17 protein-coding genes and 1 pseudogene are annotated in these 25,295 nt (G+C 67.0%); 12 read left to right on the top strand and 6 right to left on the bottom strand.

Translation table 11 applies throughout. The features are described from left to right. The first annotated feature begins 103 nt into the window (after window positions 1-103). Both LuPra_RS04980 and LuPra_RS04975 read left to right on the top strand, forming a co-directional pair. On the top strand, window positions 104-433 hold the full coding sequence (locus LuPra_RS04980; RefSeq protein WP_110169731.1) for a PadR family transcriptional regulator: 330 nt from the start codon (window positions 104-106) through the stop codon (window positions 431-433). 9 nt (window positions 434-442) lie between these two features. Continuing rightward, the gene (locus tag LuPra_RS04975) at window positions 443-3,076 is read left to right on the top strand and encodes an ABC transporter permease (protein ID WP_157898755.1); all 2,634 of its coding nucleotides are present in this window, start codon (window positions 443-445) and stop codon (window positions 3,074-3,076) included. A 4-nt stretch (window positions 3,077-3,080) separates the two neighbouring features. On the opposite strand, the gene LuPra_RS04970 is transcribed toward LuPra_RS04975, so the two are convergent. Both LuPra_RS04970 and LuPra_RS04965 read right to left on the bottom strand, forming a co-directional pair. Next, entirely contained in the window at window positions 3,081-5,735 is a 2,655-nt protein-coding gene (locus LuPra_RS04970; protein WP_110169729.1) for an ABC transporter permease, read from the bottom strand. Window position 5,736: 1 nt separating this feature from the next. Further along, on the bottom strand, window positions 5,737-6,096 hold the full coding sequence (locus LuPra_RS04965; RefSeq protein ID WP_110169728.1) for a PadR family transcriptional regulator: 360 nt from the start codon (window positions 6,094-6,096) through the stop codon (window positions 5,737-5,739). Between the two features lie 234 nt (window positions 6,097-6,330). On the opposite strand from LuPra_RS04965, the gene LuPra_RS04960 reads away from it, so the two are divergent. After that, window positions 6,331-6,975 (top strand): O-methyltransferase, encoded by a 645-nt coding sequence (locus tag LuPra_RS04960; protein ID WP_110169727.1) that lies wholly within the window; start codon window positions 6,331-6,333, stop codon window positions 6,973-6,975. 12 nt (window positions 6,976-6,987) lie between these two features. Beyond that, on the top strand, window positions 6,988-8,265 hold the full coding sequence (locus tag LuPra_RS04955; RefSeq protein ID WP_110169726.1) for a BamA/TamA family outer membrane protein: 1,278 nt from the start codon (window positions 6,988-6,990) through the stop codon (window positions 8,263-8,265). A 19-nt stretch (window positions 8,266-8,284) separates the two neighbouring features. Here LuPra_RS04955 and LuPra_RS04950 read toward each other — a convergent pair. The 3 genes and pseudogenes from LuPra_RS04950 to LuPra_RS04940 all read right to left on the bottom strand — a co-directional run. Next, a pseudogene (locus tag LuPra_RS04950) lies at window positions 8,285-9,892 on the bottom strand (NAD-dependent malic enzyme); the annotation flags it as partial. Window positions 9,893-9,902: 10 nt separating this feature from the next. Continuing rightward, the gene (locus LuPra_RS04945) at window positions 9,903-12,560 is read right to left on the bottom strand and encodes an ABC transporter permease (protein WP_234800727.1); all 2,658 of its coding nucleotides are present in this window, start codon (window positions 12,558-12,560) and stop codon (window positions 9,903-9,905) included. Between the two features lies 1 nt (window position 12,561). After that, window positions 12,562-12,924, bottom strand: coding sequence for a PadR family transcriptional regulator (locus LuPra_RS04940; RefSeq protein ID WP_110169724.1), 363 nt, complete (start codon window positions 12,922-12,924; stop codon window positions 12,562-12,564). A 116-nt stretch (window positions 12,925-13,040) separates the two neighbouring features. Between LuPra_RS04940 and LuPra_RS04935 the strand changes: the two genes are divergently transcribed. Both LuPra_RS04935 and LuPra_RS04930 read left to right on the top strand, forming a co-directional pair. Continuing rightward, window positions 13,041-13,628, top strand: coding sequence for a sigma-70 family RNA polymerase sigma factor (locus LuPra_RS04935; RefSeq protein ID WP_110169723.1), 588 nt, complete (start codon window positions 13,041-13,043; stop codon window positions 13,626-13,628). Beyond that, window positions 13,603-16,491 (top strand): protein kinase domain-containing protein, encoded by a 2,889-nt coding sequence (locus LuPra_RS04930; RefSeq protein ID WP_110169722.1) that lies wholly within the window; start codon window positions 13,603-13,605, stop codon window positions 16,489-16,491. Before LuPra_RS04935 ends, LuPra_RS04930 begins: the two co-directional genes overlap by 26 nt. Here the strand turns inward: LuPra_RS04930 and LuPra_RS04925 are convergent. Next, window positions 16,457-17,107 (bottom strand): hypothetical protein, encoded by a 651-nt coding sequence (locus tag LuPra_RS04925; protein ID WP_157898754.1) that lies wholly within the window; start codon window positions 17,105-17,107, stop codon window positions 16,457-16,459. The two genes, LuPra_RS04930 and LuPra_RS04925, sit on opposite strands and share 35 nt — an antisense overlap. Before the next feature lie 241 nt (window positions 17,108-17,348). Here LuPra_RS04925 and LuPra_RS04920 point away from each other — a divergent pair, with 241 nt between their 5' ends. From LuPra_RS04920 to LuPra_RS04890, 6 genes are all read left to right on the top strand, one after another. Beyond that, the gene (locus tag LuPra_RS04920; RefSeq protein ID WP_110169720.1) at window positions 17,349-18,506 is read left to right on the top strand and encodes a serine hydrolase domain-containing protein; all 1,158 of its coding nucleotides are present in this window, start codon (window positions 17,349-17,351) and stop codon (window positions 18,504-18,506) included. 112 nt (window positions 18,507-18,618) lie between these two features. Beyond that, entirely contained in the window at window positions 18,619-19,470 is an 852-nt protein-coding gene (locus LuPra_RS04915; RefSeq protein WP_157898753.1) for a hypothetical protein, read from the top strand. A 146-nt stretch (window positions 19,471-19,616) separates the two neighbouring features. After that, the gene (locus LuPra_RS04910) at window positions 19,617-19,817 is read left to right on the top strand and encodes a hypothetical protein (RefSeq protein WP_110169718.1); all 201 of its coding nucleotides are present in this window, start codon (window positions 19,617-19,619) and stop codon (window positions 19,815-19,817) included. A gap of 225 nt (window positions 19,818-20,042) precedes the next feature. Next, entirely contained in the window at window positions 20,043-21,683 is a 1,641-nt protein-coding gene (locus LuPra_RS04905) for a tetratricopeptide repeat protein (RefSeq protein WP_157898752.1), read from the top strand. 119 nt (window positions 21,684-21,802) lie between these two features. Next, entirely contained in the window at window positions 21,803-22,459 is a 657-nt protein-coding gene (locus LuPra_RS32790) for a hypothetical protein (protein ID WP_201792176.1), read from the top strand. A 101-nt stretch (window positions 22,460-22,560) separates the two neighbouring features. Continuing rightward, window positions 22,561-25,254, top strand: a complete 2,694-nt coding sequence (locus tag LuPra_RS04890) for a protein kinase domain-containing protein (RefSeq protein ID WP_110169716.1) — start codon at window positions 22,561-22,563, stop codon at window positions 25,252-25,254. Window positions 25,255-25,295: the final 41 nt, after the last annotated feature.

The following is a 25,295-nucleotide window of genomic DNA, read 5'->3' as shown; positions in this document are numbered from 1 at the left end:
ATGGGGCCGATCAGTTGGCGGGAAGTCGTCGCCGCGTGTGGGCACTTGCCACTGCCGGTGCCCACGGGTATGCTTGTGTCAGTCACTGACACAAGCATCTTCCATGACCAGACCGAACGCTCTCGTCCAGGGCACGCTGGACCTGATGATCCTGCGGGTGCTCACGCTGGAACCCATGCATGGGTGGGCGATTGCACAGCGCATACGCCTGATGTCCGACGAGCAGCTGCAGGTGGGCCAGAGCGCGTTGTACCCGGCCCTGCATCGTCTCGAGCAGCAAGGGTGGCTGAAGGCCGAGTGGGCGATCAGCGACAGCAATCGCCGCGCGAAGTACTACACGCTCACGGCGCGAGGACGCCGCGCGCTCGAGGCGGAGTCGGAACAGTGGGCACGGCTGTCCGCGGCCGTCAACCTCGTGATGAAGCCACTCTGAGGCAGTCCGGTGAAATCGCCTTCACTCCTCCGCCTGCGGTTGCGATCGCTGTTCCGGCGACGGCTGGTGGACCGCGATCTCGATGACGAACTGCGGCACCATGTCGACCTCCTGATCGAGGGCCACATCGAGGCCGGCCTGTCGCCCGTCGACGCACGACACCGCGCCATTCGAGAAATGGGCGCACTGACGAGCCCGATCGAGGCGTGCCGCGACGCGCGCGGTCTGACGTGGTTCGACGATGCCCTCAAGGACGTGCGATACGCCGGTCGGACGTTGCGCGGCAGCGCCACGCTCACCGCGACGATCATCGCCGTCCTGGCGCTGGGCATCGGGGCGAGTACCACGATCTTCGCCTTTGCCAATGCGGTGCTGCTGCGCCCGCTTCCATACCCGTCGCCAGGCCGGATCGTGGTGTTGCACGAGCGCGCGCTCGATGTTCCTGCACCACTGAACGTGCATCCGCAGAACTTCGTCGAGTGGCGTTCCCGGTCCGGGGTGTTCGAGTCGCTCGTCCTCGTGCAGACGCCGCCCCTGAACGTGATGGGCACGGAGGGCGCCGAACAGGTCAGCCGCATGATGGCGACGTCGGATCTGTTCCGCGTGTTCGGTGTCGTCCCTGCGCTCGGGCGCGGCTTCATCGATGCCGACACGCGACCGGGCGGACCGCAGGTGGCAGTCCTTGGATACGCGTTCTGGCAGCGCTGGTTCGGCGGCGACCCCGGCGTGCTGGGCCGTGAACTCCGCCTTCCCGCCGGCTCGCTCACCGTGATCGGTGTGGCTCCGCGCGGCTTCAAGATCGGCGGCGACGAGCCGGCCGTCTTCACGCCGCTCGTCCTGGATCCCGCCAACCCCGGCGCGGCCGGATCGCGCGCCTTCCAGTGTTACGGCCGGCTGAACGCGAACGTCACCCTTGCCGGCGCGCAAGGCGAGATGACCGCCATTGCGACTGGTCTGCGCCAGGTGTACCCGATGGACAAGGACATGGGCGTGGCGGTCTCGAGCCTGCACGAGTACCTGTCGCGGGAGACACGACCGGCGCTGCACCTGATGCTGGGCGTCGTGCTCGCGGTGCTGGCGATCGCGGGCGTGAACATCGCTGGGCTGCTGATGGCACGGAGCGCCGATCGCCGCGCCGAGTTCGCGCTACGGGTCGCGCTGGGCGCCCGGCGCGGACGCCTCGTCCGCCAGGTCGTCACCGAGAGTCTCCTGCTCTCGCTGGCCGGTGGCCTGGCCGGCGTCGCGCTCGCGTGGTGGCTGACGCGCGCGCTTTCCACGCTGGCAGCGCTCGCGTTTCCGGTCGACGCCTTTGGTGCGGTGACACTGGACACCTGGGCCATCGTCTACGCGTTGGGCACGTCGGTCATCATCGCGGTGGCCTTCGGGCTCGTGCCGGCGATCGAGGCAAGCCATGCGCAACCGGACGCCGTGCTGCGCACAGGTGGCCGTGGCGCGAGCGCCGATCGTCACACCAGGCGGGCAAGGTTCGTGCTCGTGATCGCACAGGTCGCCGTCTCCGTGATGCTGCTGGTCGGGGCAGGCCTCCTGTTTCGCACGCTGGTGAACCTGACGCGTCTCGAACTTGGCTTCGAGCCGACGCGGACGCTCACGATGGGGGTGTTCCTGGGCGTGCGGCCGCCGGAGGCCCGCATCGCCGCGCTCGATGCGATCCTCGGGCGGGTTGCCTCGGTACCCGGTGTCGTTGCGGCCGGCACGATCCAGTTTCCACCGTTGCGCGGCATGACGTGCGGCACGGGCTTCTGGCACGGCGCGCAGGCTGGCGCGCGAAGCCCCGCCGACAGCCGCCCAACCTCCTGCGGGCTCGTGAGTCGTGGGTACTTCGCGGCCATGGGCATCCCCGTACTCGCCGGCCGTGACTTCGCGGAGACCGACCGCCCGTCGAGTCCACGGGTCGTGATCGTCGACCGCACGTTCGCCCGGAAGTACTTCCCCGGTCGCGACGCAATTGGACAGCGCATCCTCGTCGACGGCTCGAATGCCTCGCTGGCCGAGATCATCGGCATCGTCGGCGAGGTACGGCATTCGGGACTGATGTCGGAACCCATCCCCACCGTCTATGCCCTGCATGCGCAAAGCCCCGGATACATCACCACGGTGGTCGTGCGTACCAGTGGTGATGCAGGCACCATGGCCGGCGCCATTCGACGTGCCATCCACGAAGCTGATCCTTTGCAGGCGGTCTCGGCGGTGAGGACTGTCGAAGAGGACGTGGCGAAGGTCCTTGCGCGGCCGCGGTTGCAGGCGTGGTTGGTCGCTGGTGCGGCGTTGCTTTCCATCGTCCTGGCGACAGTCGGCGTGTACGGGCTGGTCGCCCACGTGATCGCACAGCAGCGTCGGGAATTCGCGATTCGTGTCGCCCTGGGCGCGACGAGAGGCGTGATCGCCGAGCAGGTGCTGTGGCAGGGGGGACGCCTCGTGTGCGTCGGCGTGATTGCCGGAGTTGTCGGCGCTGTCGCGGCGGGCAGGTTCGCGTCGAGTTACCTGTTCGGGATCACCAATCGGGACCCACTCACCTACGCGGCGGCGATTGTCGTCACGATTGCGGCTGCCATGCTCGCGGTGGCCGTGGTGGCACGACGGGCAGCGCTCGTCGATCCATCATGTGCGCTCCGGTCGTCGTGAACGGTCACGCTCCCTCCTCGAGGGCGACCCTGGGTGGCACGCTCGCTGCGCGCTGGGCCGGCACCCAGGCGGCGACGCTGGCCACCACCGTGAGCAGGAGAACAGTGGCGCCAGGAATGCGCGGGTCTGATGGGCTGACCTCGAACGCCAGCGTGGCCAACCATGGTCGGCTCACCAGGGTGCCCAGCAGGCCAGCCACGAGGCCAGGAACGACGACAGCCGCGGCCTGACGGAACACGATCGCGCGCACCTGGGCAGACCTCGCGCCGACGGCCATGCGGATCCCGATCTCTTTCGTGCGCTGGCGCACCGTGTACGCCAGCACGCCATAGAGTCCGAGGGCAGCGAGGACGAGAGCCACGAGTGCGAAGGTGCCCATCAGGACGGCGGCGAACCGCTCTCGACTCGCGCCGCGGCCGACGACGTCCGCCATGGCCGCTGGCCTGTGAACCACCAGTTCCGGATCCAGCCGCTCCACCACCTGGCGCACGGCGCTGACCAGCGGCTCCAGTGGCTGATCGGTGGCGACGACCTGGACGAGCGCCCAATTGCGATTGGCCGCGAACTGACGGTGGGCCTGGTAGACGACCATCGTGGGCGTGCCATACACGTTCAACGACACGTCGCCGACGACGCCGACAATCTCCAGTTCGCGGCCGGCAACGGCAATGCGCTGCCCAGGCAGTTGCTCGTGCGGTACGTGCGGAAAGGCCTGGGCCGCGAAGTTCGCGCTCACGATCGCGCGCCCAGGCGAGCTCGCATCGTCGCGGTCATCGAAGACGCGCCCGGCGAGAAGCGGAATGCCGATGGCCGGGAAGAATGAACCACTGGTGACCCGTTGCTGCATCGCGAACCGGGTTCGGTCAACGGTGGTTCCGGCCAGCGGGCCCGTGCGGATCTGGGTATTCCACGGGTGATAGCTGCCGGTGGCCGGCAGGCGGGAGATGCCGCCAGCCGCCGTCACTCCGGGAATCGCTTCCAGTTGACGGGCGAGTTCCTCCTGGAACGACGCGCGGCGCACGGCGTCGTACGAGGCGGTGGGTAGATGCACCTCGAAGGTCAGGACGCGTTCGATCCGCAAGCCGATGTCTACCTGTTGCAGATGATGGAGGCTTCCCAGCAGGACGGCCGCACCGGCGACCAGGGTCAACGCCAGCGCCACCTGCGCTGCAACCAGTGTGGCGCGCAGGCGCGCCAGCCCTCGGGCTCCCGTAGCGGAGCGCGATTGTTGCCGGAGCGCTTCGACAGGTGCGACGTGCGTGAGTCGCAATGCCGGCGCGACGCTGAAGACGACGGCTGTCACGACGGTCGTCAGCAGCGCAACGGCCAGCACAGCACGGTTGAGCCCGACGCCGTCGAGCCGTGGCAACGCGTCGCGACCGAGGCGCTGCAGCACGCGGATGCCGACGGTTCCCAGGGCGAGTCCGAGCAGGCCGCCGAGACACCCAAGCAGGAGGCTCTCGACCAGCAACTGGCGAGCGAGCCGGTGACGGCTGGACCCGAGCGCTGCGCGAACCGCGAACTCGTGCACACGCCCCGTGGCCCGCACGAGGACGAGACCGGCCACGTTCACGCACGCGACGAGCAGGACGAGAATCACGGCGGCCAGGAGCAGGTGCAGGGGCCCTCGTGCGCTCGACACGAGTTCTTCCTGCAGCGGCACCGCGACGATGGCGCTCTTGGCCGCGCCCGGCCATTGTTCGCGCATCGGCCTGGTCAGGGTGGCCAGTTCCGCCTGCGCGCGTTCCAGGCTGATCCCGTTGCGAAGCCGGCCGATGGCGGTCAGCGAGTTGTTCTCTTCGTACCTGTCCCTCGCGAGCGCGTACGGGATCCACGCAGCGACGTCTGGCGCAATCGGGTCCGTGAAGCCGGGTGGGGCGATTCCGGTCACTTCGTAGGGCTCGTCGCTCAGCCGGACGATCGATCCCACGACCGACGGATCGCCGCCGAAATGCGTCCGCCAGACTCGATCACTCAGCACGACGCGACGCGCGCCTGTCTCGTCGTCGAGGTCGAAGGCACGGCCAAGCCTGGGCAACGAGCGGAGCGTGCTGAAGTAGCCGCTCGACACCCGCAGCACGCGTAGTCGTTCGGCACGGCCATCGGTGACCAGGTCGAGTCCCGTCTCCGAGTAATGGGCAAGCGCGGCGACGTCCTCGAACGACCCGGCATGCTCGCGAAGGAACGTGAAGTGCGTGCCGGCCAGGACGTCTCGCGTGTCCGGCCTCGCGGGCTCCTGCTGAAAGAAGCGGACCAGTTGTCCGGGCTGTTCGTACGGCAACGGCGCCAACAGCACGGCCTGGACGATGCTGAACACCGCGGTCGTGCCGCCGATGCCGACGCCGAGCGTGGCCGCGACCACGGCCGCAAACCCGGGGCCGCGGCGCAACTGCCGGCAGGCGTACCGCAGATCGCGTGACGCCTGCTCGAGCCATCCGATGCTGTTCATGTCCAGGAGGCCCTGGCGCATCACCGCCGGGTTGCCGAACTGACGGCGCGCGGCAGTGTACGCCTCGTCGGCAGACATGCCCTGGCCGATGTAGCGGTCGGCCAGGAGGTCGAGATGCGCCTCCATCTCCTGCCTGGCGTCCGCGTCCAGGCGCCGCCGTATCCAGGCGAAGCGCAATCGCGACACGCTCGCGCGAAGACGGGTCCACATGTCAGGAGGGCTCCACGGCACGGAGGCGGGCGATCAGGCCCGCGAGGCGGTCCCAGCTCTGCACTTCACGCGCCAGCTGGCGCCGGCCTGCAGGCGTGATCGCGTAGAACTTGGCCTTCCGGTTGTTCTCCGAGGTTCCCCAGTTCGCCAAAATCCATCGCTGGTGCTGGAGCCGCATGAGAGCGGTGTACACGGTTCCTTCGTTCAGTTTCAGGATGTCGTCGCTGACCTGCTCGAGGCGGCGGGCAATGCCGTAGCCATGCTGGGGCCCCATGCTCTCGAGCGTCTGCAGCACCATCAGATCGAGCGTTCCCTGCAGCACGTCGAGCCTCGATGCGGCGCGAAGTCGTCCTTTGGCCATTGCATATGAGGCTAGCAGGCTCCCTTTGCAATGTCCATAGGTGCCGCACGTGCGGCACCGCGGCACGGCGCGGGCCCCCTGTCAGCGCGTACCTCTGCTGCACCCCTGGACCACCACAAGAAGGCCACACCTGTTGTAGGTTTCCAGAAAGAGCACTACGGTGTGGGCGTTGGCTTTCCGGTCATCCTCAGCGTCGGGCCGACCTTTGATGCCTGGGCAGGAGCAATCACGAACATGGGCACACTCGTCCTCGCAGTGGCATCGATCGCCGGCATGACCCTGCTGCTGCCCGTTCACATCGCTGGGCAGCAGCCGACGGGCACCGAACTGGACAGCAAGGTCAAGGCATTCCTGGAGCAGCGCAAGGGCACATGGCATGACCTCAACGTGCCGGAGAGCGACGGTCAGCTCCTCCACGATCTGATCGTCAAGCACAAGTTCACGCGCGCGCTGGAGATCGGGACGTCCACGGGGCATTCAGGCATCTGGATCGCGTGGGCGCTCGCGAAGACTGGTGGCAGGCTGACGACGGTGGAACTCGACCCGGGACGGCACCGCACCGCCCTCGCGAATTTCAAGGAGGCCGGTGTCGCGTCCTACATCGACGCGCGCCTCGGCGACGCGCACGACATCGTCCCCGCGCTGCCGGGTCCGTTCGACTTCGTGTTCTCCGACGCCGACAAGGAGTGGTACACGCAGTACGCGCAGGCCGTCTGGCCGAAGGTCGCTCGCGGTGGCTGCTTCACGGCCCACAATGTCGCCGGACGCGTAAGCCGCGGCATTGCGGAGTTCCTGGCCTACATGAAGGCCTTGCCGGATGCCACGACCACCGTGGACACGTCGAGCAGTGCGGGTGTGTCCATCAGTTGCAAGCGCTGAGGCGATCCTTCGATGAACCCACCATGTTTTCGGGCTCCGCCTCGCGTCCTTGCGTGTTTCATCATCGCCATGCTGGTGATGGCGACGCCCTCTCCTGCGCAACCGCCCGCTGCCGAGGGCGATCCGGAGCAGGCGGTGTCGCCGGCCCCGGAGACGATCGACATCTTCGACCTGTGGCGCAAGGTCCGCCACAAGGAGACGGCGGATCAGGACCAGCCCTGGGACTATCGCAAACCGATGCGGGCCTTTGCCCCGGTGATCGGCGCGAAGCCCTCGAGCGGCGCCCTGTTCGGGGCGGCCGGCAACATCGCCTTCTATCGGGGCGATCCGTCGACGACGCGGATATCGTCGATTGTCACCAGCGTGACCTTCTCGACGAAGAAGCAGACGTCGATTACCGACCGTTTCACCATGTTTTCGCGGGAGAACCGTTGGCGACTCGACGCTGACCACCGCTTCCAGTGGACGTCGCTCGACACCTACGATCTCGGTACGAGTGCCGACACGCGTGAGGGCACCGTCGCCGATTTCGATTTCTTCAGGCTGCATCACACGGCCTTCTACCGGGTGCATCGCGCACTGTACGCGGGCGCGGGCCTCTATTTCGACAACCACACCAGCGTCGGCCCCGGCGACGACGAAGAAGTGGCCTGGCCCGAGTCCCCGTACGTGGAATACAGCCAGAAGCACGGCCTTCCACTCGACTCGCAGATCGCCGCCGGCACGAGCGTGGACATCCTCTGGGACAATCGCGACAGCTTCATCAACGCCGATCGGGGATGGCTGGCCAAGGCCAGCTATCGAACGCTGTTCGACGGTTTCCTCGGCGGCGATTCGAGCTGGCAGAAGGTCAACCTCGACTTGCGGACCTACGTGAACCTGTCGCACGATCGCCGGCACAAGATCGCCTTCTGGACGTTCGCCGATCTCGTCGTCGGCGGCGTGGCTCCGTTCCTGGACCTGCCCTCCACGGCCGGCGACACGTACGGCCGGTCGGCGCGCGGTTACGCCGAAGGCCAGTTTCGGGGCGAACGGCTTGCCTACGGCGAGATCGAATACAGGGCGACGCTGACGCGGAATGGGCTGCTGGGTATGGTTGCCTTCCTCAACACCACCACGGTGAGCAGCCTGGATCAGGGCGAACGCCTCTTCGACAGCTTCGCCACGGGCGGCGGTGCCGGGTTGCGGTTGCTGATCAACAAGCGGTCGAAGACCAACCTGTGCTTTGACGTCGGCTTCGGCAAGCAGGGGTCCAAGGGCGTCTACCTGGCCGTGCAGGAAGCGTTCTGATCGCTCACGCGCACCCGCGTCACGGGCGATACATCATGGCCTCGACGCTTGCCCGCACGTTCCGGGGCCGCGCCTCACGCGCCAGGTTCATTGCATACGCCTGTGTGGCGACGCTGGCGGCGATGGCGAGCGAGATCTTCCTGATGTCGCGCAGCGGCGGGTAGAGCGAGCCCTTGTCGAGGTGGGGGCGGCGCACCAGGCCGGCCAGCGTGCGCGCCGCGGTCAGGAACAACTCGTCCGGCAGCGTGCGCGCACGGCAGGCCAGGGCGCCAAGGCCGATGCCGGGGAAGACGTAGACGTTGTTGCCCTGTGCGGGGTGAAACATCGTTTCGCCGAATGCCACCGGGCCAAAGGGACTGCCACTGGCGAACAGCGCCCGCCCTCCGCTCCAGGCGTACGCCTGTTCGGCGGTGCACTCTGCGCGCGATGTCGGATTCGACAGCGCAAAGAGTGCCGGGCGCTGGTTGATGCTGCTCATCTTGCCGACGACTGCCTGCGTGAACGTCCCCGGAGCGCCGGTAGCGCCGATCAGCACGTGCGGCCGGATCGCCTCGATCGCGTCGACGAATCCCAGCGGCCTCATCTCGTGCGCGTACGGCAGGTTGTGCTCCAGCAGATCCGTGCGCGATTTCACCACCAGGCCATTCACGTCCACGAACGAGAGATGCCGTCGCGCCTCGTCGACCGTGAGCCCTTCGTCCACGAACGCCGCGGTCATCAGGTCCGCGATGCCCGTGGCCGCGGAGCCGGCGCCGAGAAACATGATGTTCAGGTCCGTGAACCGCAGGTTGGTGATTCGGGTCGACGAGTAGACACCGGCCAGGGCGACGGCGGCGGTGCCCTGGATGTCGTCGTTGAAACACAATGCGCGCTGCCGGTACCTGTTCAATAGCGCGTAAGCGTTGGGCGTCAGGAAGTCCTCGAACTGGATCAACGCATCGGGATAACGCGACTGCGCCGCGCTCACGAACTCGTCGACCAATGTGAAGTACGCGTTCCCCGTCAACCGCCGGCGCGGATAGCCGAGGTACAGCAGGTCCTTTCGCAGTGCATCGTTGTTGGTACCGACGTCGAGCGTCACCGGCAGGCACTTCTCCGGATCGATGCCGGCACACGCCGTGTACAACGCCAGCTTCCCCACCGGGATGCCCATGCCATTCGCCCCGAGATCGCCGAGGCCCAGGATCCGCTCGCCGTCGGTGACGACGATGACGCGGATGTCCTTGCGAGGCCAGTTGGCGAGGATGCGACGAATCGATCCGCGGTCGTCCGGGGTGATGAAGAAGCCCTTCGGGTCTCGCGCCATGTGCGAGAACTCCCGGCAGGCCTCGCCGACCGTGGGCGTATAGATGAGTGGCAGGATTGTGTCGACGTGCGCGTCGATGACCTGGTAGAAGAGCCGCTGGTTCCGCTCCTGCAGCGACGACAGCAGCATGTAGCGATCGATGTCGCGAGGCAACCGCTGCAGGTTGTCCATGACCCGCTGCACCATCTGCCGGTCGGTCGCCACGCGGTGCGGCAGCAATCCACGCAGACCCAGGCGATCGCGGTCGCGCCGGCTGAATGTGATCGACCGGTTGAGCGCCTTGTCCCGAAGGACGTCGAAGCCACGTTTCATGGGTGTACCTTCTGTTGTCTTATTCTTCGCGGAGGGCCTTCACGGGGTCGATGCGCGCAATCCTCAGGATGGGCGTCGTGGCCAGGAGGGTCACGGCCACCAGCGTCAGCACCACCGCCAGCATGGTCGGCAGGTCGTACACGCCGACGCCGTACAGGACGCTGCGCATCGCCGGCAGCACGACGGCGCACAGGATCAGTCCAAGCAGCAATCCCACTCCCGAGGTGATCACGCCGGCCCTGCCGACGCGGACCATGGTCTGTGGAACGGTCGAGCCCAACGCCATCAGGATCCCGATTTCCCGTGTCCGCTGCGCAACCACGCTGGCGACCAACGCGAAGATGCCCACCGCGCTCAGCAGAAGCGCGAGCGCCGACATCACGGCCAACAGCGCCACGGCGACCCGCTGGCGCGCGAGTGCGAGAGCCATGAGGTCACTCATCTCGAACACGCCCGACATGGCGAGTTGCGGATCGGCGTTCGACAGTACGCGCTGCATCTGGGCAGGCACACCCGCCGGGGCGGCCGTCCGGACAATCCAGCTTGGCTGGAAGAAGCCGTGCGCGAGGGCGAGCATCTTGGAGTCGGTCACCTGGGCGGCAGGGACATAGACCATCTCTTCGCGGGTCAAGGGGGCCGTTCCCGGGTTCAACCGGCCTTCCGCGGACAGGACGGTGTCGGCGACGATGCCGACGATCAGGACCTTGTCGTCGAGATACCGGCCGACCGGACTCTCCTCCCCGAAGAACTTGCGTGCGAACGACCGGTTGACGATGGTGACCGGCTGGTCGTCAGGGCCGTCCGCGTCCGTGAACACGCGGCCTTCGAGCACCGCGATCTGCATGGTCTCGAAATAGCGAGGCGTCACGTACACATGATTCGTGCTGATCGTTCGCCCCGCCTCCTTGCCGGAACCGAGCTTCACGCCGTTGAACACGGCCCGCTCGTAGGGCAGCGTCAAGGCGACGGCGGCGCTCTGCACGCCAGGAATCCGGCTCATCGCCGACAGACTCTCGGTCAGCAACCTGCGAAAGGCCCCGGGGTCGTGATATCGAACGTCGTCGAGCGATACCTTCGCGGTGATCACACCGGCCGGATTGAAGCCGGGCGGCATCGTCTGCAGGCCGATGAGCGTCCGGACCAGCAGTCCCGCCGCGGCAAGCAGCACGACCGTCAGCGCCACTTCTCCGCCAATCAGCATCTGCCTGAGACGGATGTGTCCGCCGCCGATCACGCCGCGCCCCGGCGCGGAGGATCGTAGGCTGACGCCGCCCATGGCGACGGCTGGCAACACTCCCGACAGCACGCAGGTCATCAGCGAGAGCAGGAGCGTGAAGCCCAGGACCCGGCCATCGAGCGTCACGGTGGCGACAGGCAGGAAGCGCTCCGGCAGGAGTTGCAGCAACCCGCGAAGCGCAAGCGCGCCGACGCCGAGACCCACCATGCCGCCCGCCGCGGCCAGCAACAGGTGCTCGACCCACAGCTGGCGCTGAATCTGCCATCGGGACGCACCCAGCGCCAGGCGGATGGTGATCTCGCGCGTCCGGCGCAACATGCGGACCAGGCTGAGGCCGGCAATATTGGCGCACGCAATGAGCACGATGAGTCCTGCCGCGATCATCAGTGCCAGGACCTGGGGCCTGAGGGTATCGGTCGCGGCCTGCTGCAGTGGCACCGCGTGGTAGTTCAGCTGCGTGCCAGGATTTTCGCGCGCAAAGTTCTGGAAACGGGAGCTCGCGCTCAACGCGCGATGCAGTTCGGCGTCGGCCTGCTGCCATGTCGCGCCATCACGCAGCCGCATGACGAGGCGGAAGTTTGCTGCCCTCCCGTCCCCGTCGCGGTTCGGTTGCAGGGCGGTGTACACGTCGGCTTCGAGAGGCGTCGTGGCCCCTTCGGGCAGGACGCCGACGACCGTGTACGGTTCGCCCTTCAGCATCACGGACTGCCCGACGACGTCGGTGCGGCCGCCGAGCATGTTCTGCCACAGGGCGTGGCTCAGCATCGCGACGTTCGGACCGTTTGGAACGTCTTCGTCCGGTGCAAACGTACGTCCCACGACGGGGTGCAGCGCCAGTACGTCGAAATATCGTGCCGAGACCCGGCCGGCACGAACATATCGAACGACGGAACCCGCGCGAATGTTCGCCCCGGATGTCCCCGTCGTCGCCACCGCCGGGACGACCGACGACACCTCGTCGCGCACGTGTTCCCACTGCTCGCCATCGACGGTTCTGCGCGCCTCCGCCGACTCGAGACCCGAGGTCCGGGCATACAGCGTCCCGATGCGCTCCGGCTGCGCGTAAGGCAACGCTTCCAGCAGCAGCGTGTTGACGAGGGAGAAGATGGCGGTGTTGGCGCCGATCGAGAGGGCGAGCGTGAGCACGACGGTGCCGGCAAATCCTGGGCTGCGCCGCAGCTGGCGGGCGGCGTACCGGCACTCCCGCTGGAACGCATCGAATGCGCCGAGTCCGCGCGCCTCACGGCACTCGTCCTTGACCGTGTTCAGTCCGCCAAGCTCGAGGCGCGCCTGCCGGTGCGCGTCCTCCGGTGACATTCCCGAACCAATGAGGTCCCGGGTGTACTGCTCGATGTGGGCGCCGAGCTCCTCGTCGAGGTCGGCCTCGAATGTACGACGCTGCGCAAGCGAACCCACGAGGGAACGGAGCCGCGCGAGCATCTCAGACCTCCTCGGACGTGGCGCGCATCGCCGCATCGATGGCCGTCGCGAGCCGGGTCCAGCCCGCGGCCTCGTCGCGGAGGCGACGCCGACCCGCTGCCGTCAGCGTGTAGTACTTCGCCCGGCGGTTGTTCTCGCTCTGGCCCCATTCGGTCGCGATCAGGCCCTGGTGGTCCAGGCGGTGGAGCGCCGGGTATAGCGACCCCTGCGGAATGTCGAGGGCGTTGCCGGAGATCTGCCGAATGCGGAGCAGGACGCCATATCCGTGCAGCGGTGCCAGCGACACGGCCTTGAGAATCAGCATGTCCAGCGTGCCGGGAAGGAGGCTGGCTGGCTTGTCGGCGTCGATTCGACTCCTAGTCATACTAGGAAACGGTACCGCCGCTCTCCTAGTTTGGCAAGAGGTGGCAGCGAAGCCACCGTGACGCGGCGCAAGGCGTGCCGATCAGGCTCTCGCCGACCGCCGGCCAGCGGCGTAACATGTCCCGCGTGTCCGACGACTCGGCCACGCCGACGGAGTTGTTGCAGGCATGGGGCCGCGGCGATGGTGGTGCATTCGATCGGCTGGTCCCGCTCGTCCACGACGAGCTGAGGCGTATTGCGCGACGCTACATGGGACGGGAGCGCGCCGACCATACCCTGCAGGCCAGCGCACTCGTGAACGAAGCGTATCTTCGGCTGATCGATGTCAACAAGGTCCAGTGGCAGAACCGTGCACAATTCTTTGGTGTGGCCGCACGGACCATGCGGCGCATCCTTGTCGATTTCGCTCGGGCACGCGGCTGCGGCAAGCGTGGCGCCGGGATCCGTCATGTCTCCCTCCACGAGGCGCTCGTCGTCTCAAGCCTGCCTGACGATCTGGTCGCGTTGGACGATGCGCTACAGCTGCTCGAGGAGGCCTTTCCGCGCAAGAGCCGCGTGGTCGAGTTGCGGTTCTTCGGGGGACTCACGTTCGAAGAAACTGCGGAGGCGCTCGGCGTGTCGGTCGACACGGTGAAGCGCGACTGGCGGTTTGCCAAGTTGTGGCTACTGCGAGAACTCAGTGACGAGAGAACACGCCCCGTCTGAGCGCCAGGGACGGATTGAGCAGATCTGCCAGGCGGCGCTCGATCACGATGCGGGCGATCGGGCAGCCTTCCTCGCGGAGGTCTGCGCCGGCGATGTCGACCTCCAGCGGGAGGTGGAGTCGCTCCTCGCCCACGAACAATCGGCGGCAGGCTTCATCGAGAGTCCGGCGCTTCACGTGGCGGCGAAGGTCCTCCCGGAGCGAGGTCTCGTGGGCGCCCGCATCGGCCCCTACGAGATGATTGCGATTCTGGGTGCGGGCGGGATGGGCGATGTCTACCGGGCCCATGATTCGCAACTGGGTCGTGACGTCGCTATCAAGGTGCTGCCGCCGGCCTTCCTGAACGACGCGGATCGTCTCGCCCGTTTCGATCGCGAAGCGCGCGTGCTCGCGTCCTTGAATCACCCGCATATCAGTGCGATCTATGGCCTCGAGCACGATGCGGGCGGCAGACAAGCCCTCGTGCTCGAACTCGTCGAAGGTCCCACACTGGCCGAGCAGCTGAAAAGTGCACGCGCGAGGACCCATGTGGGACTGCCGGTGGCTGAGGCGCTGTCCATCGCGTCACAGATCGCCACGGCCCTCGAGACGGCTCATGCCAAGGGAATCGTGCACCGCGACCTCAAGCCGGCAAACGTGAAGATCACGGGCAACGGACAGGTGAAGGTGCTCGATTTCGGGCTGGCCAAGATCGCCGTACCGACCCGTGCCGCGGAGCGTTGGCTCGAGGCCGAATCGGCGGTCTCGTTGAGCGACGCCAGTCCCGGCCTTGTCGTCGGCACCGCCGCGTACATGAGCCCTGAGCAGGCGCGTGGCGACGCCGTGGACGACCGCACCGACATCTGGGCGTTCGGCTGCGTGCTCTTCGAGATGCTGGCGGGGCGACCTGCCTTCCACGGCGAGACGACGGCACAGACGCTGGGCCGAGTCCTTGAACGTGATCCCGATTGGGGGTCGCTGCCAGCCGACACGCCCAGGGCCATCCGGACGCTGCTCGAGCGGTGCCTGCGCAAGGATCCGGCGAAACGGCTGCACGACATTGCCGATGCGCGGATCGAGATCGACGAGTGCGATCTGACGCCGGCGCCAGTTCAGGAGCCCGCCCAGCGTACCAGGCCGGTCTGGTGGCTCGCGGCTGCGCTTCTCGTTGTCGCGTCGGTTTCGGCGTTGGTCTTCTCGAAGATTGGCGGCCTGCCGCTCCCGTCCGAGTTATTCGAATTCCCCGTCGTTCCTTCAGATCAGGCGACGCTCTTGCCCAGATACGGCGGCTTCGCTGTCTCTCCCGACGGACGCCAGATTGTTGTCACGGCAAAATCTGGGAACCGGTCGAGCCTGTGGGTGCGGCCCATCGGCAGCCTGCAGTACCGGGAGCTTCCCGGAACTCATGACGCCCTGTTTCCGTTCTGGAAGCCGGATGGCCTCGCAATCGGCTTCTTCGCCGAAGGGCTGCTGAAGATCGTCGCGCTGCGCGGCGGTTTGCCGACCGTCGTGTGCGAGGCGCCCGACTTGCCCGAAGGATCGGAACGCGACGAAGTCGGCGGCAGCTGGAATCGCGACGACGTCATCATCTTCATGTCGAGTGCTTTCACGCTGAACAGTGTCTTGGCCCGCGCGGGTGCGGCTCCTGCGGCGCTCACGGTCCTGGCGAAGGGAGAGACCGCTCATCGCTGGCCGTCGTTTCTCCCGGACGGCCAGCGCTTTCTGTACCTCGCGCTCACGCGTCCCGGGGATCCAGGAGAGTTGCGGATCGGCTACCTCGACGGCACGCCCCCGATCTCACTCGGCCGCCATGAATCGAACGCGCGCTATTCCGCAGGCCACCTGCTCTTCCTGAGTGGCCGCCACCTCGTTGCGCAGCGCTTCGATGCAGACGCTGGCCGGCTGACAGGAACTCCGCTGCCGGTCGTGACGAAACCGCCATTTGCCACCTGGAATCTACTCGCGGCGTTCTCCGTTTCCGAGTCGGGCGTGCTGGCGACTCATCCCGGTGGGCCGATCCCGTCTGAGCAGCGACTGACATGGCGCGACCGGAGTGGCAAGACCGTCGGCGTGTTTGGCGAGCCCGGCCGCTACCCGACCCTGGACCTGAGTCCAGACGGCAAGCGTGTGGCCGCGTCGCTGGTGAGGGGAACGGCCGCGTCCGACATCTGGATCCTCGATCTCGAGCGCGGTGACGCGGTGCCGCTGACGACCGATCCGGCCTGGGAATTCGATCCCACTTGGTCTCGCGACGGCAAGCAACTCGTGTTCAACTCGAATCGCAGCGATGGTCGCGTCGATCTCTTCCTGCGTGCAGCGGACGGAAGCGGACAGGACGAACGCGTGGTCGCAGCGAGGCACGCCGCGGAGACGCCGTCCTGGGTGCCAGGCGATCGTTCGATCGTCTACGGAGACGATGGCGACAACTGGATCCATACGCTCGATGGCAAGTCTCCGCCTTCGGTCCTCTGGAAGACGCCCGCGCGGGAACGCGCCGGCACGCTCTCTCCCGACGGCCGCTGGCTGGCCTACTCGTCCGACAAGTCGGGCCGCTCGGAGGTCTACGTCAGGGAGTTTCCTTCCGGCGCTGCCGAGCACAAGGTGTCGGTTGATGGCGGGATGGCCGCAAGATGGCGCGGTGACGGCAAGGAGATCTTCTTCTTGTCGCTGGACGCCACGATGATGGCGGCACGCGTTGAAACGGTCCGGGGATTCAGGATGCTCGTCCCGGAGCCGCTGTTCCCCAGCGGCCTCAGCCTGGTCACGCTGCGCCCGTACGCCGTTACCGCCGATGGTCAGCGGTTCCTCATACCAACGGCCATCGATCAGCGGAGCCAACCACCCATCATGATCACGATGGACTGGCGGGCGCGATTGCCAAGGTAACGGCGCCTGCTGGACGCGCCGCCGGCTCGGCCACCACCAGAGCCGATGTGCCGCGGCACCGCGCCGCCCGCACCTCCTCGCGTACCTGCCTTGCGGCGGCTCTCGCTCGTACGGTTTCATAGCCATGGAGGGCTGAAGGCCAGGCGCCGCGACCTGCCGCGGCGTCGGTCGCAAGGTCGCGGCCCTCGATCTGTTCGATCGCGTGCTCCAGTTCGTGCGGAAGGTCCTCTTCGATGTACTGGTCGTCACGCAAGGTCGTCGACACGTAGAAGACGCGACCGTCCCGTTTCAGGATTTTCGACGCCGCGCGCAGGTTCGGCGGGAGCATCAGCGAGAAGCCGACCGCAATGGTGACGTCGGACTCGGCCAGGCGGATACATTGCTGCCGGAAGGTGCGCGACGCCATCCACAGTTCCTGGACTCTCGGGATGATCGGCCTGGGCACGCCGAGCCGGCAGGGCCACTCGCTCTTACCAGGCATCCGTGCACCGGACGCGCTGATGCCCGCGATAGCCGTCGTCCCCAGTGCCAGTTTCGGGACGTCGCCGCAGGGGCGCGCCTGCACGCCGGCGGACATCAAGATGATCAAGAGGAGAAGACTGGACGACCGGGTCATGGTTCGCCTCCGGATAACAGCGAGTGGTTGCTGTTACCCAAGGCGAGAACCATTGGGGAAAAAGGGGCATGCCGAGCCTCAAGTGGGATGAGGCCCGATTCGGGAGCGCCTCAGCAGCGAACCTGCCGTGAATAGGCAGCCGAGTTGGTTCCAGCTATCCTGACGTCCGGACTATCGCGGTTGATGGCCCCGTCGGTGCAAACAGACAGAATCCGACGTCACGCACGCAGGGAGTCGTCACATGATGCGGGCCTTGATCGCGCTCACAGCCCTCGCGGCGCTGATCCAGCGCACCGCCACCGGCGACGCCTGGTCGCGGGTCGCCGCGCTGCACAGCCAACGTGTCCAGCAGGTCGGCATCGTCGGCAGCAGCCTGGTGTTTGTCGCCAACGGCCAGGTCACGCACAAGACAGCGGTCGGCTACCAGGACCTCGCGACCAAACGCGTCGTGGACGACGACACGATCTACCACTGGGCGTCGATCACGAAGACGTTCACCGGCATCGCCATCATGCAGTTGCGCGACCGCGGGCGACTGTCCCTCGACGATCCAGCCGTCAAGTACGTGCCAGAATTGCGCGAGATCCACAATCCGTACGGTGACGTCGCCCAGGTGACCGTGCGGAGCCTGATGTCGCACAGCTCGGGACTGCGGGCCGGGACGTGGCCGTGGGGCGGCGACAAGCCGTGGCATCCGTTCGAGCCGACCCGCTGGGCCCAGTTCGTCGCCATGCTGCCGTATACCGATCTGCGATTCCAGCCGGGGACGAAGTACAGCTACTCGAACCCCGGGGTGATCATCCTCGGCCGCATCATCGAGTTGCTGTCGGGCGACGATTACGAGGTCTACATCACGAAGAACATCTTCATGCCTCTCGGCATGAGCCACAGCTTCTTCGACCGGGCGCCCTATCATCTCGTCGGACATCGATCGCACAGCTACGTGGGCACCGACGATGGCACCACCGAGCAGCCATTCGATTTCGACTCGGGCATCACGGTGTCCAACGGTGGCCTGAACGCACCCCTTGGTGACATGGCCAGGTACCTCGCGTTCTTGAGTACGACCGACGGCCCCGTCCTCCAGCGTTCGTCCCTCGACGAGATGTTCACGCCGCAACTGCGCGCAGCCGATGGCGAAGGCGGCAGCGGCGACGACGTGCAGGCCGGGCTGTCCAGCTTCATCGAGCGGCACGGCGGTGTGGAACTGGCCGGACACAGCGGCGATCAGAACGGGTTCATCTCGCACCTCTACATCCATCGCCCATCCCGGTCCGGCTACATCGTCGCCTTCAACACCAACGTCACCTCGGTGCGCGACCCGCGTCACACGACGCGAGCCGTCGACGACGACGTGCGCGATGCGATCGTTCGCGAGTTCTGGTCGGGGGCACGGTAACCGTCGTTCGCGCGCTGGGAGGAGGCCCGCCATGGGCACGGCGATGCGGTTCATCAGGGCGTGACTCTTCCTTGACAGTGCGCTGATTGCGGGGTGGATCCACATGCCACGCATGCTTCGACAGCCAGAAATCGTCTGGGCGTCCACCATCATGGCCACGGTGATGCTGTCACTCATGGTGACGACGCAAGTCGCGTCGATGACGATTCAGCTCGTCGTGGCAACAGCGGCCACGTGTGGCGCGTTCTCCTGCGTGCGGCCGCGGCCGGACGTCGCCCGTCCAGTGCTTGGTGTCAGTCGCGCGCTGGTCAGTTCGGTGGTCGGCTCCTTTCTTGTGTTCACCTGGCTCGCGGTGTCAGGCACTACCCTCGAAACAACTCCGTCCGCCGCGGTGTTCCATGTCGTCGTCCTGATCTGGTTCATCCAACTCGCCCTTGCCGCGCACCTGGCGACGCTGGCGCGTGCGGGCGGGCGCCTAGCCGACGGCTGGCGGGCGGCGGTGCTCCGATCGCCGGAAGTGCTGTGGCTGACGTTGACGCTGCTGATTGCCGTCACCTGGCGCATCGGGCCCGAGTTGAGCGACTGGTCCGGGGCCTCGGTCATGGCCGTCGCACCGATGACTGTCGTCTTCGGTTGCCTCGCGCTGCTGCTGCGAACGCCGGCCGAACTGCGACCGGCCGCAGCACTGTTTCGCACCATCGTCAGTTGTTTCATCGGGTTGACGGCCACCACGCTGCTCATGACCGAATCGCCGACCATCGGCGGCTTCCGCAGCCAGGGCGCGGAGTTCGTCTGGGCGTTCGTCCTGTTCTGGCAATCGGCGATCACGGCCGTGTGCGGCCTCCTCGCGTGGGCGGTCGTGCGAGAGATGATGACGCTGCGCACTGCGGTACGCGTGTTCTTCGGTGGCGCGGCGGCGATCGTACTGGCGTACGCTGCGTGGATCGCCATCTCGATCCTGTAGCGCGACCCGATCGACTCGCGGCGCGGCGAACAGCAGGTGCGTACTTGTCCGAGGCCTTCGGTCGTGCCAGGACGCAGCAGCCACGATCGCCATGGGCCAACGCGAAACCTGGAATGGGATCAGCATAGCGTTCGAACCGCCGGACGATGTCGTCGTCGGGGCTCTGTCTCTACACTCTTTACCAGGTCATCGAAACATCGGGCGGCTTGAATCACCCTGACGGGACCGGCCGGTTCGCCGCAGCCACCGGAACGTTCACCATTCACGTGCGCCAGGAAATCGATTTCGCAACCAGCATGGCGACCGGATCCGGATCGTTCGAGGGACACGTCAGCCTGAACAACTGAGAACGGCACGCGGGTGAACGCTGGCGGTCGGGTATTCAACGAGCGGCGGGGAGGCGTCCCACGCCCGCCTTCCGGGTTGGTTCGGACGAACCGGACCGGGTGGCGGAGGCGCTTCTCCGCGAGATGCGGGCCGCCGATTGATGAACGGCGTCATTGACGACAACATCCCGCCCCGCCACACTGGGTCACTCGAAAATTGTTGATTTCATGGCGTTCGGAGGGGTGATGCGTTTCAGGTCCTGCCTCGCTGGTGTCCTTGCCGCCTGCTGCTCGGCGATCGTCGTCGCACAGCCGCCCGAGCAGCACGTGCATCCCCGGTCCGAGCCGGGTGTCGGACTTGGCGAGATTCGGTTCGCCAACTCCGGAGCGCCATCGGCACAGGCGCCGTTCCTTCGCGGGCTCGCCCTGCTCCACAGCTTCGAGTACGAGGAAGCGGCCGAGGGCTTCCGTGACGCCCAGCACGCCGATCCATCCTTCGCGATGGCGTTCTGGGGCGAGGCCGTCACCTACAGCCACCTTCTCTGGGGAGAGGACGACCGGGATGCGGCACGCCGTGCCCTGGAGCGGCTGGCCCCCACGCGCGAGGCACGGCTGGCCCGCGCCGGCACGGCGAGGGAGCGCGCCTACGGCACGGCCGTCGAGGCGCTGCATTCGGAGGGCGACCTTCCAAGCCGCGTGCGCGGATTCGCCGAGGGGATGCGCCAGGTGTCGGCCAGCTACCCCGACGATCCCGACGCAGCCGCGTTCACGTCGCTGGCCCTGTTGTTCAGCGCCTATGTCGGTGAGCTTCCGCCCGACGCGCGCCGCGCGGCGCGTGACGAGGCCATCACCTTTGCCGAGCGCGTGTTCACGCAGTATCCACGGCATCCGGGCGGCGTCCACTATCTCATTCACGCCACCGATGAACCCGACTTCGCGGCGCGCGGGCTGGAGGCCGCACGGCGATACGCCGCCATTGCCCCGGAGGCCGAGCACGCGCTGCACATGCCGTCGCACATCTTCGTGCAGCTCGGGCTGTGGGACGATGCGGTGGCCTCCAATGAGCGAGCATGGGCCGCGTCGCGCGCCGAGGTAGCGGCGCGCAAGCTGTCGAATGCCGATCTCAGCTTCCACGCGCTGCAGTGGCTGCAGTACGGCTACCTCCAGCAAGGCCAGTACGGAAAGGCGCGCGGCCTGATCGACACGGCGCGCGACGTGCTCGCCGGCGTCGACCTGACGAATCCGCTTCATGTAGACGGCCGGTACACCGTGGGATGGCTGTCGTTCGCCTACGCCGCCAACACGGGCGACTGGTCGGGCCCGGTCTGCTCGACGACGTACGTACCTGCCGCGCCGGGCTCCTCGTCGGCTCGCGAGCGCTCGTTTCGCGGGTCCGCGATTTACCAGGCAGCTATCGCCAACATGATGTGCGGCCGTGACTCCACGATCGAGTCGCTGCGCGCCCGCGTGACGTCGCTCGCTGGCGGCGATGTGGAGGCGCCGCTCCTCAAGACGACACTCCTCCACGCGCGGCTTCTTGCGTCGATCCGCGAAGGTCCTCGCGACCTCGACGCGCTGATCGCCGAACTCCCGCCGGCCGGGCGGCCGCCAGTCGGTCCACCCTCGACGTTGAGGACCGACGAACTGCTCGGTGAGGCGCTCCTGAAGGCGGGGCGGCCGCGCGAAGCCGTCGCCGCCTACGAGCGCGCGCTGCAGCTCACACCGAAGCGCAGCGCTGCCCTGCTCGGCTTGTCGCGGGCCAGGCTGGCGGCCGGAGACCGTGCGGGATCGGTGGAAGCCTATTGTCAACTCCTGGCCAATTGGCACAAGGCTGACCCGGACGTTCCCGCTCTGCCGGAGGTCCGCAACGGCGCCGCGGCGCGGTGACGTCCGGCACGCGAACTTCTCGAGGCCGCTGCCGGCCCCAGGGTCCTTCGGCGCGAGCGATGAACAATACGCGCGGAGTTGCGCTCCACCTCCGCAGCGAGATTCCGACGAGACAAGACATGGCGAGAGCGCGAACGCAGCGGGCCGCAACTGTCGGAGTCGCCGAGCACGGCAACTCGGCGGTGCTCGTCACGATCGCGCCCGACGGTCAGCTGCTCGATCGCCGGCGCGTTGATCTCACGGGGCACGGCCTGCCAACGCATCCTCATCACCACGAAGGGTCATGGGCGGTGGGCCGGTACCTCAACACACCGGGAGCGCGATCGCTGTCGCTCGCGCAGGCCGTAGCGCTCGTCGAACGCGTGCGCGCGGCCGCCGCGCGTGGCGCGCGTGAGGGCCTCGAGGCGCTGGCCGCGGCAGTCCCCGTGCCGATTGCGAGCATCGCGATCCGCGTGTGCCCCGAGCTTCCGCCGACGACAGAGGAACGGATCGCCGACAATCGTGCGCAAACCGTCGCCGACTCCGTCATGTATCGCGAGGCCCTTGCGAGCGCAGCGGAGGCGCGCGGCTGGTCCGTGCACTGGTACGAGCGCGAGCAGGTATTTCTCGACGCAGCGGCGGCGCTCGGCCGCGAGGATATCGACGTTTTCCTCCGCGCGATGGGCCAATCGATCGGGCCGCCCTGGCAGGCGAGGCACAAGCTTGCGGCAGCTGCGGCGCTGGCCACGACAGGTCGACCGCGCCGCGCCGCGCGAACCGCCGCTGGTAAACGCTGAAGCGGCGCCGTTCCACCATCGAGGAAGGCCCTGGGCCGTCGACAGGATGGCGACAGGCGTAGCTGGACACTAAGCGGCACTTGGCACACGATGACCGCACAGTGCAGCTTTCCGTTGGTACGCGGCTCGGCCCGTACACCATCGATCGGTTCCTCGGCGCCGGCGGTATGGGCGAGGTGTACAAGGCGCGCGACACACGCCTCGAGCGCTCGGTCGCCCTCAAGGTGCTGCCCCCAGACGTCGCGGCAGACGCGGCGCACCAGGCGCGATTCCAGCGTGAAGCACGGATCATCTCGTCACTGAACCACGCGCACATCTGTGCGCTGCATGACGTCGGCCAGCAGAAGTCCCTTCATTACCTGGTCCTCGAGTTACTCGAGGGCGAGACGCTCGCGGCGCGACTCGCCCGCGGTCCCCTGCCCTTCAGCCAGGCCGCCCACCTCGGCGCCCAGATTGCCGACGCCCTTGCCGCCGCGCACCGCCACGGCATCGTCCATCGCGACCTGAAGCCGGCCAACATCATGCTGACGGCGTCGGGGGTGAAGTTACTCGACTTCGGGCTCGCCAAGCCGGTTGCCGTGCCGACCGTGGCCACACCGCTGACCGCCACGGTGGTCCACGATGGTCCCGCGACGGCTGAAGGCACGATCGTCGGCACCCTGCAGTACATGGCGCCCGAACAGGTGCATGGGCGCGCCACCGATGCGCGCACCGACATCTTCGCGCTCGGCGTCGTGCTCTACGAGATGATCACGGGGCGCAAGGCGTTCGCGGCGCCGACGGCTGCCGGCCTGATCGCCCAGATCCTGCAGGCCGATCCGCCGCCGATGACCGCGGCCGTGCCCGCCACGCCGCCCGCCCTCGCGGCTGTCATCCAGCGCTGCCTCGCGAAGGGACCCGAGGACCGCTGGCAGTCGGCCCACGACGTCAAGCTGCAACTGGAGTGGCTGCAACTCCACGCCACAAGCGGCGTCGATCGTCCCGCCGAGACCTCGCGGATCCGGCGACGTTTGGCATTGCCTGTCGGCATAGCGCTGGGCGCAGCGCTCGCGACAGCTGCGTTCACGCTATGGCGGATGCCGATCGCCGTCGACGATGCGGTGCCGCGCCGTTTCGAGATGGTGCTGCCGGAGGACACCGCCCTTTCATTGGGCATCGCCTTCGATATGCCGGAGATTTCGCCGGACGGACGGTGGGTCGCCTTTAGCGCAACCGTCAGGGGGCAACGACAACTCGTGCTTCGGAGCCTGACGTCTCAGGAATCGAGGGTGCTGCTTGAAAACGAGGATGTGGTCTACCCGTTCTGGGCACCCGACAGCCGTTCGATTGGCTTTTTCAGCCGCGGCTACCTCAAGCGGGTCCCGGTCAGCGGTGGGGCGGCGCGAGTCATCGCAACAGCGGCTCCCATTCGCCTCGGAGGCACATGGACCGACGACCGTGTGATCTTCGCCGCTGGCAAGGAAATTCCGGCGGGGATGATAGAGGGCGCAGGGGTCTACACGGTGTCTGCGGACGGCGGCACGCCGGAGCCGGTGCCATCTCTGGTTCCGCCGCCGGGGAACGCCTACGTGCTCCCGCGATCCCTCGCAGACGGGAAATCGTTCCTCCTCGGCACCTTTCCTGACGACAGCCTGCACGTGGTCGCCCTGGATGGGTCTGGAGCCCGCAAGGTGGCCGATGGCTTCGGGAGGCAGGCCCGGCCGAGTGGCGGGTCACTGTTGTTTGTCGAGAACGCGCAATTGTTCGCCCGCGCGTTCGACCCGCGCACTGCCGCGCTCGTCGCGGCACAGACCCGGCTCGCCGATCGCGTCCGATCCTTTTCGGTATCGGGCGACGGCACGATCGTGATCCGTTCCAGCGAGAACCTGTCCACACGACTCACCTGGTTTTCGAGAGCCGGCCTTCGGTCGAGCACGGTTGCGGACTGGGACGAACACGGTGGCATGGCGCTGTCGGCCGATGGCCGACGGGTCGCCGTATGGAAGACGACCGCGGACAGGGACGTGTGGGAGGTCGACCTCTCCACCGAGGTAACCTCGAGAATGACGACAGATCCCGCTGCCGATACTGACGCCGTCTGGTCACCAGACGGCACGCGCCTGGCGTTCACGTCAACCCGGACGGGAGGCCAGGCTGTCTACGTCAAGAACGTGTCGAGCGGGCGCGAGGATCTGGCCGCATCACTTCCTGACGGCGGCCGACTCGTCGTGGACGGGTGGACTCCCGATGGACGGTCGCTGGTAGTGCGCCAACCCGGACAACCGGGCTTCTCCACAGTGACAGTGGGAGTGGACCGCGCCCCGCGCCGGCTCATGAAGAGTCCCTACGTCGTGGATGAGTCGCACGTCTCGCCGGACGGCCGCTGGATCGCCTACAACTCCGACGAATCAGGGGCGTGGGAAATCTATGTCGCCCGATTTCCGGACTTCACGACCAGGCGCCGCGTATCTACCGCCGGCGGAGTCCAACCGCACTGGCGAGCCGACGGCAAGGAACTGTTCTACCTTGCGCCGGACTCGTCGATGATGAGCGTGGCGATCAGCATCGGCGACGCACTCGTCATTCAGAAGCCTGTCGCCCTCTTCGAGACCAACATCGATCCGAATCCGAACCTGAACCAGTACGGCGTCACGCCAGATGGCCAGCGCTTCCTCGGGCTCGACCGCGTCACGCGTCGCAACAACACGCTGACGGTGCTCCTGAACTGGCTGACCCCAGAGAACCTCGCTCGCCACTGCCCCGAAGACGTGGCGCACGCGTGGCTCCCGAACACGATAGGACACACTTACGACTGACGGTCCCCTCGCCTGGCGCGAACGCACGTCGTCACCCATCT

It is taken from the genome of Luteitalea pratensis (assembly GCF_001618865.1).
Taxonomy (GTDB): Bacteria; Acidobacteriota; Vicinamibacteria; order Vicinamibacterales; family Vicinamibacteraceae; genus Luteitalea; species Luteitalea pratensis.
This window is presented reverse-complemented; position numbering and strand designations above follow the sequence as displayed.